Here is a 15081-nt window from a genome sequence, read left to right as displayed (position 1 = left end):
AGAGGGCACGGTCGCCGGCGCGTTCCGTCGGCCTGAGACTAGCCACCTCGGCGGCCGCGGCAACAGCCGGGGTACACGCTGAGACGACCGTCACAGCAACTTCCCCTGCCCATGCAACGCTAGGACGCATGAGCGATCCAGTAACCAGACCAGCTGACGACTGGTGGCGTAGCGCCGTCGTCTACCAGGTGTACCCGCGATCCTTCGCCGACGCCACGGGTGACGGCACCGGCGACGTGAACGGCATCCGGGCCCGGCTGCCCTACCTCGCCGACCTCGGCGTCGACGCGCTCTGGATCAGCCCGTGGTACCCGTCCCCGCTGCTCGACGGCGGGTACGACGTGTCCGACTACCGCGACATCAACCCGGAGTTCGGCACACTGGCCGACGCGGACGCGCTGATCGCCGAGGCACACGCGCTGGGCCTGCGGATCCTGATCGACCTGGTGCCGAACCACTGTTCCTGGGAACACCCGTGGTTCAAGGCCGCGCTGGCCGCGGGCAAGGGCTCGCCGGAGCGCGACCTGTTCTGGTTCCGCGACGGGAAGGACGGCGGCCTCCCGCCGACCAACTGGCCGGCCGCGTTCGGTGGCGGTGCCTGGCAGCAGATCGACGACGGCCAGTGGTACCTGCACCTGTTCGACATCTCCCAGCCGGACTGGAACTGGGACAACCCGAAGGTGATCGAGGAGTTCGACTCGATCCTGCGGTTCTGGTTCGACCGCGGCATCGACGGCTTCCGGATCGACGTGGCCGACTCGATGGCCAAGGACGCGACGTTGCCCGACGTACCGCTGCAGGACGGTGAGCCGACGCGGGAGAAGTACGTCGGCAACCCGTTCTACGACCAGCCCGGTGTGCATACGATCCACCAGCGCTGGCGGGCGATCGCCGATTCGTACGCCGATACACCGCAAGGCGCCCGGGTCTTCGTCGCGGAGGCGTGGTTGTCACCGGCCGAGCGGCTCGCGCAGTACGTGCGATCGAACGAACTGCAGTCCGCCTTCAACTTCGACGTACTGCGGTGTGCGTGGGACGCGAAGGAGTTGCGTGAGGTCATCGACCACACCACGGAGAACCTGTGGGCGGTCGGGGCACCGGCGACGTGGGTACTGAGCAACCACGACACGATCCGGCACCGCACCCGGTACGGCCGGGACCAGCGGGATGCGTTGGAGGGTGCGGGCGTCGTACCCACCGATCTCGAGCTCGGCCGTCGGCGTGCCCGGGCGGCCGCGTTGCTGGAGCTCGCGCTGCCTGGTGGCGCGTACGTCTACCAGGGCGACGAGTTGGGGCTGCCCGAGGTCGAGGACCTGCCCGAGGACGTGCTGGACGATCCGACCTGGGAACGGTCCGGCCACACCGTCCGCGGCCGCGACGGCTGCCGCGTCCCGATCCCGTGGTCCGGCACCACGCCGCCCTTCGGCTTCGGCCCTGGCACCGGTCAGCCCTGGCTCCCGCAGCCGGCCAACTGGTCCGAGCTCACCGCCGAGGCACAGGCACCTGTGGCCGACAGCCACCTGAACCTCTACAAGGCGGCCCTGCACATCCGCCGCGACCACGCGGCCCTCGGCGAAGGTCGGCTCAGCTGGGACGACGGCGTACCGGCCGGTGTCCTCTCCTTCACCCGAGACCCCGGCTTCCGCTGCGTCGTGAACCTGTCCGACACCCCGGTTGAGCTCCCGGCCCACTCCGAGGTCCTGCTCGCGAGCGAACCGCTCAGCGACAACCAGCTCCCCACCGACGCGACTGCCTGGCTGCAGGTCTGACCCAACAGCAGAGGGCCGGAACCTTGATGGTTCCGGCCCTCTGCTTGGTACTAGCGGTACCGCAAGCGATCCTCGCGGTCCCGGCGGTCCTGGTCCTCCCGGTCCCGCCGATCCCGATCCTCACGATCGCGGCGGTCCCGGTCTTCTCGATCCCGCCGGTCCCGGTCGTCCCAGTCCCGGCGGTCCCGCTCTTCCGCGCGGCGGCGGAACCAGCTCACTTCACGCCACCTGCCGTGAGGCCGGCGACGATACGGCGCTGGAACAGCAGTACGGCGATCACCAGCGGGATCGTCACCACCACACCGGCGGCCATCTGGCTGCCGAACGGTTGGTCCCGTCCCGTCGTACCGGTGAACTGCGAGATGATCACGTTCGCCGTCTGGATCGACTTCTTGTTGGTCATGCTCAGTGCGATCAGGAACTCGTTCCAGGCCGCGATGAAGGTGATGATCGCGGTCGTGAACACACCGGGTGCGGCCAACGGGATGATGATCTTGCGGAACGCCTGCGCCGGGGTGCAGCCGTCCACCATCGCCGCCTGCTCGAGTTCCTGCGGCATCTGCCGGAAGAACGCGGTCAGGTTCCACACCGCCAGCGGCAGTGCGAACGACAGGCTGGGCACGATCATCGCCTGGTAGGTGTTGATCCACTTGATGTCGACGAACAGCTTCAGCAGCGGCACGACCAGCGAGATGCCGGGGAACATCGACGTGGTGATGATGATCGCCAGCACGATGTTCTTGCCCTTGAACTCCAGCCGGGCCAGCGTGTACGCCGCGATCATGCCGATCACCAGCGTCAGGATCGTCACCGACCCGGCCACGATCAGGCTGTTCAGCAGGCCCCGGCCGAAGCCGTTGGAGCCGCTGAACACGTCCCTGAAGTTCTGGAACGAGAACGGCGCCGGGATGACCTTGTTCGAGAACTGGTCGGCCGGCCGGCGGAACGCCGACACCACCATCCAGTAGAACGGGGCCAGGCAGTAGATCACGATCAGCGCGACACCGATCAGCGGCGCCCACCGGCGCAGCGGGCCGGCCTCGGCCGGCTGAGGTGCTACGGCAGCCATTACAGTGCACCTCCACCCGAAGCGACAGCACCGACACCGGCGCCCGAACCCTGGACAGCTTGCTTCTTGCGCCAGCGCTTGCCGCCGCCACCGCCGGGCTTCTTGACCCTGGCCTCACCGATCACGTCAGCTCCGAGGAGCTTCACGAACGCGTAGGCGACCACGGCGACGTAGACGAACAACACCGTCGCATAGGCGGCCGCCGGTCCATATCTGGTGTTGAACGCTTCGTCGTACGCCAGCATCGACAACGACTCGACCGAGTCCTTGTGCGCGCCGACGAGGACGAACGGCAGGTCGAAGATCCGCAGTGTGTCGAGGATCCGGAACAGCACTGCCACCAGCAGCGCCGGCTTCACCAACGGCAGGGTGATCCGGGTGAACGTCTTCCACACACTGGCGCCGTCGACCTTCGCCGCCTCGTACACCTCGGCCGGAATGGTCTGTAGTCCTGCGAGTACGAGCAGGCCGATGAACGGTGCCGTCTTCCAGGTGTCGGCCAGGATCACCGACGCCTTGGACTGCCAGCCCTCGGTGGACCACAGCACCTGGGTGCCGATCAGGGTGTTGGCGATGCCGTCGGCCTGGAAGATCCACTTCCACAGCAGCGCCGAGATCACGGTCGGGATCGCCCACGGCACCAGGATGCTGGCCCGGACGATGCCGCGGCCCTTGAAGGCCTTGTGCATGATCAGTGCCATCGCGACACCGAGGATGGTCTCCAGCACGACACAGATCACGGTGAAGAACGTCGTGTTGTAGAACGCGTTCCAGAACCGGTGGCCGGTGTCGCCCTTGAAGATGGCCGCGTAGTTGTCCAGCCCGACGAACGTCGTGCCCTTGACGATGAAGCCGTTCGCGTCGAGCTTGTCGCCACTGGTGAACAGCGACTCACGCAACGCCGAGATGATGGGGAACAGCACGACGAGCGCGAGGACGAGCATCGTCGGGGAGAGCAGCGTCGCGGCCAGCCGGCCGGTGCCCTCGTTGAAGCGCTGCTGGCGCTTCGGTTGCTTCGGTTCCTTGGCCGGCCGTTCTGCGACCGGCGCGGTTGCAGTCACCTGCGCCTCCTTAACGCTTTCCCGGGCGGACCCGGGCAGGGACTGGCCGGGGCCGGTACGCGGTCAACTCCTCACCGCGCACCGGCCCCGGCACATCGGTCATTGCGTGATGAGCGATTGCAGCTTGGTCTGCAAGTCGGAAAGCGCCTGCTTCGGTGGAGTCTTCGCACTCAGTGCGTCGTACGCGGCCTGCTGGATCGCAGCCGTCACGTCGCCGTACTTGACCACCTTCGGCCGCGGCTGCGCGGACCCGATCGACGCCTTCAGCGGCGCCAGGTACGGGAACTGCTTGTTCAGTCCCGGGTCGTCGTACAGCGAGGCCCAGGTCGGAGCCTGCGACGTCTTCTCGATGTTCGCCTTCTGGCGCTCTTCGCTCGCCATGAAGTTGATGAAGTCGATCGCAGTCGCCTTGTTCTTCGCCGACGAGGCGATCGCGTAGTCGTGACCACCCAGCGACGAGACGCCGGTGCCGTCCTTACCCGGCAGCGGTGCGACGCCGAACTTGCCGGCCACCTTCGAGGTTCCGTCAGTCGCCGCGGCCTTCGCGTACACGTACGGCCAGTTGCGCAGGAACAGCAGCTTGCCGTCCTGGAACGCGCGCCGGCTCTCCTCTTCCTTGTAGGTGATCGCGGCCTTCGGGATGGCGCCGGTCTTGAAGCCGTTGGTCAGCTCCTCGAGGCCGGCCAGCGCCTCCGGGGTGTCGACGTTGGGCTTGCCGTCGTCGCCGACGATCTTGCCGCCGGCCGAGTTGACCGCCTCGGAGAAGTTGACGGTCAGACCCTCGTACTTCTCGAACTGACCGGCGTAGCAGCCGATGCCCTTGCCGGCCGGCAGTGCGGAGACCTTCTGGCAAGCGGCGGTCAGGTCGGCCCACGTCTTCGGCGGGTCGGTGATCCCGGCCGCCGTCAGCAGGTCCTTGCGGTAGTAGAGCAGACCACCGTCAGAGGTGATCGGCACGCCGTACAGCTTGTCGCGGTACTTCGCGGTCTCGACGGTCGGCTTGAGCAGCTTGCCCAGGTCGGGGACCTTGTCCTCCGGGATCTGGGTGATCCACTGGTTCGCCGCGAACTCCGACGTCCAGACCACGTCCATCACCAGCACGCTGTACGCGTCGGACTTCGCCGTCGCGTTCTGCACCATCTGCTGCCGCTGCGCGTCCGCGTCCTCCGGCAGCTCCTTGAGCTCCACCTTCTCGTTCGGGTGGGAAGCGTTCCAGGCGTTGAGCTGGTTCTGGAGGTTTCCGGACGTGTCCTTGCCACTGGCAAGAGTGATCGGCCCCCGGCCCTCCAGCGCGCCGGCTGTCGAGCCGCCCCCGTCGCCACTGCTTCCGTCGTCACCGCCACACGCGGATGCGAGCAGCACCAGGCTGCTTGCGACGGCAACGAACGCCGCCTTGCGTGTGTGTGATCGTTCAAACCTCATCGTTTACCTGCCCTCTCCCGATGGGACGTCGCTTGGTCCTGCGTCAGCGGGGTCACAGTTCCCCACCGCACTGCGATCCGCCCTGTCCGGACAGTAACCGAGAGAGAGGCCGATGTGCTCTGAGCCACACACACGTTGCCACTCGACGGTCTCTGGAACGGACAGCCGCATGGCTGTATGCGACCGCGATTCGGAAGCCCGCACAACCAGGTATTTCTTAACGATTCGGTATTACCGAGAAGTAACCCAACTAAACGGGCCGTGACTGTTCAGAACGACTCCGGGCAGTCGTCATCACGCTCCGGAGCGGATCCGAGACTCCGGTAGAAGATTCAGACAGTCGTTTGAGACAACTGCTTCAGGCCGTCGAGGCCGACGCGTCGCCGACGTGGCCGCGAACCCACTCGACGATCTCGGTGGTGGTGGCGCCCGGAGTGAAGATCTTGTGAACGCCGAGCTCGGCCAGCGGCTGCAGATCCGCGTCCGGGATGATGCCGCCGCCGAACACCACGATGTCCTCGGCGTCCCGCTCGGCCAGCAACTCGCGCACCCGCTTGAACAGCGTCATGTGCGCCCCGGACAGCACCGACAGGCCGATCGCGTCGGCGTCCTCGGCGATGGCGGTCTCGACGATCTGCTCCGGGGTCTGGTGCAGACCGGTGTAGATGACCTCCATACCGGCGTCCCGGAGGGCCCGGGCGACGACCTTCGCGCCGCGGTCGTGGCCGTCCAGGCCAGGCTTGGCGACGACGACGCGCAGAGGACTCGTAGCAGGCATGTCCGCAGGCTAACCGGTCCTTACCTCACGGATAAGACACGGACGCGTGTGTTCCCCCACACCCAGGATGGGAACCGGTTACCGTAGAAGAGATCGGACCATTCGGGGGGTCTGGTTCGCCGGGAGGTGTCGCCCATGAGTTCCTGGCAAGACGAGGTACGCGGTGCGCTGGACGGACTGAGGTACGGCGCCCGGTCCGCGCTGGATCCGCGCGTACTGCAAGGGGCGGCCGTCGAGCTCGGCTGGCTGACGACCCACCTCGCCATGTATCCACTCGGACTGCTCGGCGGATCCGGCTCCCGGATCGAACGGCTCACGCTGACCGGACTCACCCCGGCCCAGCGCAGCCTCCTGGTCAGCAACGTCCGAGCCGCCGGTACGCCGATCCTGCTCGCCCACGGGATCATCGACAACCACACGGTCTTCACGCTGATGCGCCGGCAACTGCTGCGCCGCGGGTTCAGCAGCATCCACACGTTCTCGTACTCGCCGCTGACGCTGGACGTACGCCGTACCGCCGAACGGATGGGCCGCGAGATCGAGGCGATCTGCGAGGCGTCGGGGTCGGACCAGATCCATGTGATCGGGCACAGCCTCGGCGGACTGATCGCCCGGTACTACATCCAGCGGCTCGGCGGTCATGAGCGCGTCCACACCTGCGTCACGCTCGGCACTCCGCATCAGGGCACGGCCGCGGCCCGATTGTTGCCGTGGCCCCTGGTCAAGCAGGTGCGGCCGGAGAGCGACCTGATGAACGAGCTGTCCGAACCGGCGCCCGGGTGCCGGACGCGATTCGTTGCCTTCTACAGCGATGTCGACCAGTTGATCGTGCCGCAGCGACGAGCCCGGATCCAGCACCCCGATCTGGCCGCCAGCAACGTGCGGGTCCGCGGCGTGGGCCACCTGTCGCTGCCGTTCCACGGCGAGGTCGTACACCAGATCACCGGCGTACTGGCTCACCTGGACGAACCGGTGAGCAAGCCGGAATCTGCCTGACAGGGAAGGGATTCGGCCACTCGGAGCGGATGCACGTGCAGCCGCTCATGCAAAAGTTTCGTGAAGGTGGCGGGCAAAAGGGGGTGGCAGGGTTTGTACCCTCGTGACCCATCCGTTATGGTGCATGAGCCCGACGGGGGAATAAATCCCTCGGAAGGGTGGACTGCCCCTCCCCTGTGACCGAAAGGCCACGTTGTGTCCCAGCACCGTGCCGCGGGCGACCGCGTCACGCCCGGCAACACTGCGCGCAAACCCGGCGCAGGACGTCACAGTGCCAAGCATCGTGTTGCCAGGCGTAATACACCAAGTGGTACGCAGATCGTCGGTTTGACCGCGGCTCTGGCCGCGGCGGCGGGCGCTGTCGGCTTCAGCCACAGCTCGCTCGCGTCTCCGACGCAGGCGAACTCCGCGGTCAACCTCGCCGCGCTCAGCCTGTCCAGCGGAGAGCAGCTCTCCGGTATCACCACCGCACGGATTCAGGCCCGCCAGCTCGCCACCCGTGACTCCTCCCGGGTCCAGCTGGCCGCCACGGACACCACCAAGAAGCAGGCCGCGGCCGCCCAGCTGGCGAAGGCCCGGGCCGCCAAGCTCAGCGTCACCCAGCAACTCACCAACAAGCGCGCGAGCGCACTCGCCCTCGCGAAGGCCAAGGCCGACGCGGCCGAGGCGAAGGCCCGCGAGTCCGCGACCCGCTGCCAGATCATGCTGACCGGCTACCACATCACCGCGACCTTCGGTCAGGGCGGCGGCCGCTGGGCCCACAACCACACCGGCCTGGACTTCGCCGCCCCGATCGGCACCCGGGTCAGCTCGGTGATGAAGGGCGTGGTGATCTTCGCCGACTGGGCCGGCCCCTACGGCCGTCAGGTCCAGGTCCGGCACGAGGACGGCACCGTCACCTGGTACAACCACATGTCGAAGTTCAGCGTGTCGGTCGGCGAGACCGTGTACGCCGGTGACCAGGTCGGAGCGGTCGGGATGACCGGCAACACCACCGGCCCGCACATGCACTTCGAGGTCCGGCCGGACGGTGGCGATCCGATCGACCCCGATCCGTGGCTCCGCAACCACTGCGGCCTCGACCCTTACACCGCCGGCTAGACACCGACGGCGGTAAATCCCCGGGCACCGATCGGTCGCCCGCGGCTAAGCTGCGGCGCATGCGTCCGGCAGCAGGTGAGGTCCTGCACTTCTCCGAAGACCCGACCATCGAGCTCTTCCGGCCCCACGTCGCCAGGACGACGCGAGAGGCCACCCCTTATGTGTGGGCCGTCGGCCACGACCGCGCCCCCGACTACTGGTTCCCCCGGCAGTGCCCCCGCGCGATGGCGTGGGTCGGCCCCAAGACCACCCCGGGCGACCGCGACCGCATCATCGGCGCCGGCTCCGGCACCCGCGTACACGCCGTCGAGTACGGCTGGCTCGATGCGATCCGATCCGTCGAGCTGTATGCCTACCGTCTCCCCGCCGAGCCTTTCACCGAGCTCGACGCCGCCGTCGTCGCGACCACCGAGGTCCGGCCACTCGGTCCCCCGGAACGCGTCAGCAACCTGTTCGACCTGCACGACGAGGCCGGCATCCAGCTCCGCGTCCTCTCGCGATTGCACGACTTCTGGTCCGAGGTCGTCACCAGCACCCTCGAGTGGAGCGGTATCCGGATGCGGAACGCCCGCCCATGAGGTCGTACGGCGAGATTGGCGAAGCGGCGTGGCGTTGGGTGCTCCGGCAGGCGCAGTGGGACGAGAGCGGCCCCTGGATCCCGGAGGCGGCCGGTGGTGAGAAGCCCACCGAGTACCTGAACGGCATGCACAGCGGCATCGGCGGTCTCGCCCACACTCTGGCCGAGATCAAGCTGAGCCGCCCGTGGACAGCCGACGAGCAACACCTCGCCACATCGATGGCCGACCGGATCCGCGCTGCCGTCCCCACCGACAATTCGATCACCTTCTTCGACGGGTTGGTCAGCTCGATCGGTGTACTCACCGCCCTCGGCGAGACCGGCTCGGCCGCCGCGGTCGACCGCGCGCTCGGCATCGCCATCGACGCGGGCTGGCACGAGAACTTCCTGGAGTCCGAGGAGAAGTACTACCCGGGCGCGGTGTGCAACGACGCGACCCTGGGGACCGCCGGCGCCCTGATGGGTGCGCTGTGGCTACTGCGCCATGGTGAGGATGCCCGGCCGCTGGCCGACCGCGCTGCTGACCTCCTGCTCGCCGAACAGGAGGAGACGCCGAACGGCCTGAACTGGCTGTTCATCCCGCGGCGATTCCTGGTCGACCCACCCACCGAGATGCCCAACTTCTCGCATGGACTGGCCGGAATCGCCGCCCTACTGGCAATCGCCGGAGTCGAGCTACAGCGACCCGAGCTCGTCACCGCGGCCCAGCGCGGCGCCGAGCATCTGGTCAGCCTCGGCATCAACGACGACAAGGGTTTCCGCGTCGCGCGGGTGATCCCGTGGGCGGAACGCCACGGCGACGAGTACACCTACAACTGGTGCCACGGCGGCGCCGGTACGGCGTTGCTCTTCAGCGCGCTCGAGTACGCCGGAGTCGACCTGGTCGCCGGTGATTCGCCGACCACCTGGCGCCGGCGCTGCCTCGACGGCGTCCGGTACTCCGGGATCCCCGGACGCCTCTATCCAGGCTTCTGGGACAACGACGGACGCTGCTGCGGTACGGCGGGAGCCGGCGACGCGTTCCTGGATGCGTGGCTCCGCGACGGCGACAAGCAGGACCTGGAGTTCGCCGTCCACCTCGGCGACACCCTGCTCGACCGCGTTCATCGTGACGGCGACGATGCCTACTGGCGATTCATCGAGCACCGCAACGAGGATCCCCTGCTGCCACCCGGCATCGGCTGGATGCAGGGTGCGGCCGGGATCGCGGCGTACCTGTTCCGGCTCGAGCGGATGCTCGGCGGGGACCAGACCGCGGTCGAGCGGATGGACAACTGGTGGGCGCTCAGACGGTGATGACGACCTTGCCCCGGGCGTGCCCGGTCTCGAGGTAGCGGATCGCGTCAGCTGCGGCTGCGAGTGGATAGGTCCGGTCGATGACCGGGGTGAGTCGGCCGGCTTCGGCGAGCTCGCGCAGGGTCACCAGATTCGCCTTGCTGGTAACGGCATTGAAGAGACCGATGCTTTGGGCAACGAACGGTGCGATCAGCTTTCCCCTGATCATCAGTCCGAGTGGGCCGAAGAAACTTCCACCCGTGAACAGCCCGCCGCCGGACAGCAGTAGGATCCCGCGCCTGGTCGTTGCCCGACGCAACGCTGCCAGTGAGCGATTGCCGACCAGGTCGAGGACTACGTCGTACGGGCCGGTGTGGCTGAAGTCGGTGCTGGTGTAGTCGATGACGTGGTCGGCGCCGATCGAGTCGACGAGTTCGACGTTCTTGGTGCTGCACACGCCAGTCACCTCGGCGCCTCGCGCTTTGGCGATCTGGACAGCGAAGGTGCCGACACCGCCGGCCGCTCCGTTGATCAGGATGTGCTGGCCCGGTTGCAGATTGGCCGCGTCCCGGACACCGATCAGGGCGGTGTTCGCAGCTAGCGGGATCGCCGCCGCTTGCTCGTAGGTGAGGTTGGCCGGCTTCGAGTCGACCCGGTTCGCCGGGACAGCGACGTACTCGGCGAAGGCTCTGGGGGCCTCGCCGTACACCTCGTCGCCGAGCTGTAGCCCTTTCACCGCAGGGCCGACCGCCTCGACGGTGCCCGCGAAGTCGGTGCCGCTGATGGGGACGTTGGGGCGGCGTAAGCCGAGGTCGGCGGATGGGCGGGCGATGTATGGGTCGCCGCGCAGGACGTGCCAGTCCCGGGCGTTGACCGAGGCCGCGCGGACGCGCACCAGCACCTCGGTGTCCCCCGGCGTGGGCTTGTCGACGTCGGCGAAGCGCAGTGCGTCGGGTGATCCGTAGTGGTCCTGGACGATCGCCTTCATGGCCCACCCCTCCTCGGGTTCTTACAGCGTAAGGCTGCCTTACGCCGTAAGAATCCGTCAAGAGTTCAGGCGCTCGAGACCGTCCAGGATCAGGTCGAGGGCGAACTCGAACTCGGCCTGGTCGTCACACCAGCCGATGGTCGATTCCGGGTCGTCGTGGGCGATCTCGGCCAGCATGCCGGCCAGGTTCGGGACCTGGCTGGCCAGCTCGGCGAGCATCCGGTCGGAGACCTCTCCCGCTCCGGCAGACGGGTCGAACAGTTCCTGGGAGAACCCGAGGGCTCGGCTGCCGAGCGCGTGCAGGGCGTGGTGCGCGAGGTCGTACGAGAAGCCGCCGGAGCGCATCAGGCCGACCAACTGGTCGTGGTACAGGACCACTGCCGGGCGCATCGACGTACGGCCCTCCAGCAGGCCGGGAGCCCACCGGTGCCGCAGCATCACCTGCCGTGCGGACAGGATCCGTTGCCGCAGCGCCTGCTTCCAGTCATCAGCCGGTCGGTCGCCATCGACGGCTTCGGTGATCTCGTCCATCAGTACGTCGACGAGGCCGTCGAGGAGATCGTTCTTGTTGGCGACGTGGTAGTACAGCGACATCGCTTCCGCGCCGAGGGATTCGCCGATCCGGCGCATGGTCGCGGCCTGCAGACCGTCGGCGTCCGCAATCTCGACCGCTGCCCGGAGCACCCGGTCCCGGCTCAGTGGTGTCCGTGGAACAGGTGCTTGACTCGCCATTCGTACAGCGTAAGTCAGCGCTGCCAGACCTCGGCGGTGGTAAGGAACGCGGACGAGCCGGGCCGGTCGGGGGAACCGTCGACCTGGACGAAGCCGGGGACGGAGGCGCCGCCGATCGAGACCGTGGCCGAACGGACCGGGGCGATCACCAGGCTGAGGCTGTGGTTCCCCTCGGCCAGCTGGAAGTTCTCGGTCGCGAACAGCCGGCGGTCGAGAACGCCGCCCATCTCGATCTGGATGTCGGCCGCCTTCGCGCTGAGACCGTCGGCGAGGTTCATCGAGACCTGGACCATGTCACGCTCGACCGCGGGCTCGTGCCACGGCAGGCCCTGCACCTCGAGGAACGAGCGGACGAAGTACTGCTCCAGCCAGGAGGCCAGGTCCACGTCCTCGGAGACCACCCGGACGATCCCGTCGAACCAGAGCACCACCGCCGCACCGGAGCCGCGGATGGACCAGTCGACCATCCAGATCGACGCGTACGCCGTGACCTTGCCGTTCTCGTCGAACAGCCGCAGCCCAGGGTTGGACCCCGCCAGGATGATCCGGCGGTTGTTACCGGCCGACGACTTGGGCATGTGGGAAACGCTTCCGGGAGGGGCGAAGAGCCTTGATTGTCTCAATCTCCGGCTCAGACGCAACGTAAACGTCCAAAACCTTGACGGAGCTATGCCGCCAGGCCGTGTCTGATGGTTCCGCGGCGTAGCGAGCAGGTGCTCGGTGTGGTGCATCGGCGTGCTGGAGTGAAGGCCTCGATGTTCTTCCATCGTGGTCTTTGCTCCAGTGCGCCGAGGTGCCGCACCGAGTGCCGCGCAGTAGCCGCGGGACCATCAGACACGGCCTTAACTCAGATCTTCTCTACTGGTGCATACCGCAACAGCAGCCGTTTGACGCCAGATTCCTCTCAACTTCTTCTTCTAAATCTTTTCTACAGGTGCGTAACGCAACAGCAGTCGCTTGACGCCTTCGGATCCGAAATCTATGTCGGCCTGGGCCTGCTGGCCTTCTCCGCGGACCACCACGACTGTGCCCATCCCGAAGCTGTCGTGCACGACGCGATCGCCTGGGTTCAGGCTGATCACCGGCTTGTCCGAGGCGGTCTTGCGAGGCGGCTCGTACCGGCTGGAGATCCCGCTGCCGCGGGTGGTCCCGGTCCCGGACCAGCGGGTGATCGCGGACTCGTCCCGGCGCCAGTCGAGTAGCTCCGCCGGGAGCTCCTCCAAGAATCGGGAGGGCGGGTTGTGCTGCGGAGCGCCGTACGCCGATCGGACCGCGGCGCGGGAGAGCGCGAGTCGCTGCCGGGCCCGGGTGATGCCGACGTACGCGAGCCGGCGCTCCTCCTCGAGCTCCTTCATGTCGGTCAGCGACCGCGAGTGCGGGAAGACGCCGTCCTCCATCCCGGTCAGGAACACGACCGGGAACTCCAGACCCTTCGCGGTGTGCAGCGTCATCAGCGTGACCACGCCACCGTCGGCCGCGGCGTCCGGGATCTGGTCCGCGTCGGCAACGAGCGCGACCCGCTCCAGGAATGCCTGTAGATCGGCCGGCTCACCGGCTGCCGTCCGCTCCTCGACGAACTCGCGGGCCACCGAGACGAACTCGTCCAGGTTCTCCAGCCGGGTCTCGTCCTGCGGATCCGGCGACTTGGACAGCTCCTCGTGATACCCGGAGCGGTGCAGCGCGACATCGAGGATGTCGTCCGGCGGCGCCCCCGAGTCGACCATCGCGGTCAGCTCGTCGAGGATGTCGATGAAGGCCTGTACGGCGTTCACCGAGCGCGACGCCATCGCCGGTGCGTCCTCGGCCCGGCGCATCGCCTGGGCGAACGAGATCCGGTCCCGCGCGGCCAGCGCCTCGATCGCGGCCTCGGCCCGATCGCCGATCCCGCGCTTGGGCACGTTCATGATCCGGCGCAGCGAGACGGTGTCCTCGGGGTTCACCAGCACGCGCAGGTACGCGAGCGCGTCGCGGACCTCCTTGCGCTCGTAGAACCGGACGCCACCGACCACCTTGTACGGATGGCCGGTCCGGATGAAGACCTCTTCGAAGACCCGGGACTGCGCGTTGGTCCGGTAGAAGACCGCCACATCCGACGGCTTCACCTTGTCTGCGTCGGCGAGCCGGTCAATCTCGTCGGCGACGAACTGGGCCTCGTCGTGCTCGTTGTCCGCGACGTACACCGCGATCTGCTCGCCCTGGCCCTGGTCGGACCAGAGGTTCTTCGCCATCCGGCCCTCGTTGCGGCTGATCACCGCGTTGGCCGCGGTCAGGATGGTCTGGGTGGAGCGGTAGTTCTGCTCGAGCAGGATCGTCTCGGCGCCGGCGAAATCCTCTTCGAACGCGAGGATGTTGCGGATCGTCGCGCCGCGGAACGCGTAGATCGACTGGTCGGAGTCACCGACCACCATCAGCTCGGCCGGCGGCGCGGTCGGATCGTTGCCGCCCGGCGCGTCCTCGCCGCAGAGCTCGCGAATCAACGAGTACTGCGCGTGGTTGGTGTCCTGGTACTCGTCGACGAGGACGTGACGGAACCGGCGGCGATAGTACTCACGGACCTCGGGGAAGGCCTGCAGCAGGTTGACCGTGGTCATCAGCAGGTCGTCGAAGTCCAGTGCGTTCGCCTGGGCCAGCCGCTCCTGGTAGACCCGGTAGCACTCGGCGTACGTCTCCTCCAGGTGGTTGGAGGTCTTCGCCGCGGCGGTCTCGTGGTCGATCAGCTCGTTCTTCTGGGTGCTGATCCAGTTCAGCACGGCGCGCGGGTTGTACCGCTTCACGTCTAGGTCGAGCTCGCGGCAGACCAGCGTCATCAGCCGGCGCGAGTCGGTGTCGTCGTAGATCGAGAACGTCGAGCTGATCCCGAACCGCTTGATGTCGCGGCGCAGGATCCGCACACAGGACGAGTGGAACGTCGAGACCCACATCAGCTTCGCCCGCGGCCCGACCAGGTCCACCACCCGCTCGCGCATCTCCGCGGCGGCCTTGTTGGTGAACGTGATCGCGAGGATCGAGCCGGGGTGCGCGTCGCGGGCCGCCAGCAGATAGGCGATCCGGCGCGTCAGCACCCGGGTCTTGCCGGAGCCCGCACCGGCCACCACCAGCAGCGGTTTGCCGGCGTGCACGACCGCGGCGCGCTGCTGTGGATTGAGCCCTTCCAGCAGCGAATCCGGGTCGGTCCGATGCTTCTTCGGCTCCTCCAGCGGCACCGGGAGCTCGTCAGGCGAAAACAGCGTAGTCATCACCCAACACCTTAGGCGCTAGCTCCGACAGTTACCGAACGGAGGTTCGAACCGGGTGTCGGCAGAGGTCGGGGCAC

The 15081-nt window shown here is 67.4% G+C and carries 14 protein-coding genes; 5 read left to right on the top strand and 9 right to left on the bottom strand.

Features of this window, described 5'->3' with window-relative positions:
• Positions 1-128: 128 nt before the first annotated feature.
• Positions 129-1769 (top strand): glycoside hydrolase family 13 protein, encoded by a 1641-nt coding sequence (locus tag AB0L70_RS15925; RefSeq protein WP_363684450.1) that lies wholly within the window; start codon positions 129-131, stop codon positions 1767-1769.
• Between the two features lie 50 nt (positions 1770-1819).
• On the opposite strand, the gene AB0L70_RS15920 is transcribed toward AB0L70_RS15925, so the two are convergent.
• The 5 genes from AB0L70_RS15920 to AB0L70_RS15900 form a co-directional block, all read right to left on the bottom strand.
• Positions 1820-1987 carry a hypothetical protein gene (locus AB0L70_RS15920; RefSeq protein ID WP_363684448.1) on the bottom strand — a complete coding sequence of 56 codons (168 nt, stop codon included), beginning with the start codon at positions 1985-1987 and terminating at the stop codon, positions 1820-1822.
• Positions 1984-2838 carry a carbohydrate ABC transporter permease gene (locus tag AB0L70_RS15915; protein ID WP_363684446.1) on the bottom strand — a complete coding sequence of 285 codons (855 nt, stop codon included), beginning with the start codon at positions 2836-2838 and terminating at the stop codon, positions 1984-1986. The genes AB0L70_RS15920 and AB0L70_RS15915 overlap by 4 nt, the downstream gene beginning before the upstream one ends.
• Entirely contained in the window at positions 2838-3899 is a 1062-nt protein-coding gene (locus AB0L70_RS15910; RefSeq protein WP_363684444.1) for a sugar ABC transporter permease, read from the bottom strand. Before AB0L70_RS15910 ends, AB0L70_RS15915 begins: the two co-directional genes overlap by 1 nt.
• Positions 3900-3998: 99 nt before the next feature.
• Positions 3999-5321 (bottom strand): ABC transporter substrate-binding protein, encoded by a 1323-nt coding sequence (locus AB0L70_RS15905; protein WP_363684441.1) that lies wholly within the window; start codon positions 5319-5321, stop codon positions 3999-4001.
• A 358-nt stretch (positions 5322-5679) separates the two neighbouring features.
• Positions 5680-6099: a cobalamin B12-binding domain-containing protein gene (locus tag AB0L70_RS15900; RefSeq protein WP_363684439.1), complete on the bottom strand. Its 420-nt coding sequence runs from the start codon at positions 6097-6099 to the stop codon at positions 5680-5682.
• 135 nt (positions 6100-6234) lie between these two features.
• Between AB0L70_RS15900 and AB0L70_RS15895 the strand changes: the two genes are divergently transcribed.
• From AB0L70_RS15895 to AB0L70_RS15880, 4 genes are all read left to right on the top strand, one after another.
• A complete protein-coding gene (locus tag AB0L70_RS15895) occupies positions 6235-7095 on the top strand; it encodes an alpha/beta fold hydrolase (protein WP_363684437.1) in 861 nt (286 codons plus the stop codon).
• A 327-nt stretch (positions 7096-7422) separates the two neighbouring features.
• Positions 7423-8196 (top strand): M23 family metallopeptidase, encoded by a 774-nt coding sequence (locus AB0L70_RS15890; RefSeq protein ID WP_363684435.1) that lies wholly within the window; start codon positions 7423-7425, stop codon positions 8194-8196.
• 59 nt (positions 8197-8255) lie between these two features.
• The gene (locus tag AB0L70_RS15885; RefSeq protein ID WP_363684433.1) at positions 8256-8774 is read left to right on the top strand and encodes a DUF6886 family protein; all 519 of its coding nucleotides are present in this window, start codon (positions 8256-8258) and stop codon (positions 8772-8774) included.
• Positions 8771-10069, top strand: a complete 1299-nt coding sequence (locus AB0L70_RS15880) for a lanthionine synthetase LanC family protein (RefSeq protein ID WP_363684431.1) — start codon at positions 8771-8773, stop codon at positions 10067-10069. Before AB0L70_RS15885 ends, AB0L70_RS15880 begins: the two co-directional genes overlap by 4 nt.
• On the opposite strand, the gene AB0L70_RS15875 is transcribed toward AB0L70_RS15880, so the two are convergent.
• The 4 genes from AB0L70_RS15875 to pcrA all read right to left on the bottom strand — a co-directional run bounded on the left by AB0L70_RS15875 (position 10059) and on the right by pcrA (position 15004).
• Complete coding sequence (locus tag AB0L70_RS15875) at positions 10059-11036, bottom strand: NAD(P)-dependent alcohol dehydrogenase (RefSeq protein ID WP_363684429.1); 978 nt, start codon at positions 11034-11036, stop codon at positions 10059-10061. The two genes, AB0L70_RS15880 and AB0L70_RS15875, sit on opposite strands and share 11 nt — an antisense overlap.
• Positions 11037-11093: 57 nt before the next feature.
• Positions 11094-11768: a TetR/AcrR family transcriptional regulator C-terminal domain-containing protein gene (locus AB0L70_RS15870; protein WP_363684427.1), complete on the bottom strand. Its 675-nt coding sequence runs from the start codon at positions 11766-11768 to the stop codon at positions 11094-11096.
• Positions 11769-11782: 14 nt separating this feature from the next.
• The gene (locus tag AB0L70_RS15865; protein ID WP_363684425.1) at positions 11783-12346 is read right to left on the bottom strand and encodes a hypothetical protein; all 564 of its coding nucleotides are present in this window, start codon (positions 12344-12346) and stop codon (positions 11783-11785) included.
• Positions 12347-12685: 339 nt separating this feature from the next.
• Positions 12686-15004 (bottom strand): DNA helicase PcrA, encoded by a 2319-nt coding sequence (pcrA, locus tag AB0L70_RS15860; protein ID WP_363684423.1) that lies wholly within the window; start codon positions 15002-15004, stop codon positions 12686-12688.
• Positions 15005-15081 lie beyond the last annotated feature (77 nt).

Origin of the sequence: Kribbella sp. NPDC051952 (assembly GCF_040680855.1) — a bacterium.
Classification (GTDB): Bacteria; Actinomycetota; Actinomycetes; order Propionibacteriales; family Kribbellaceae; genus Kribbella.
This window is presented reverse-complemented; position numbering and strand designations above follow the sequence as displayed.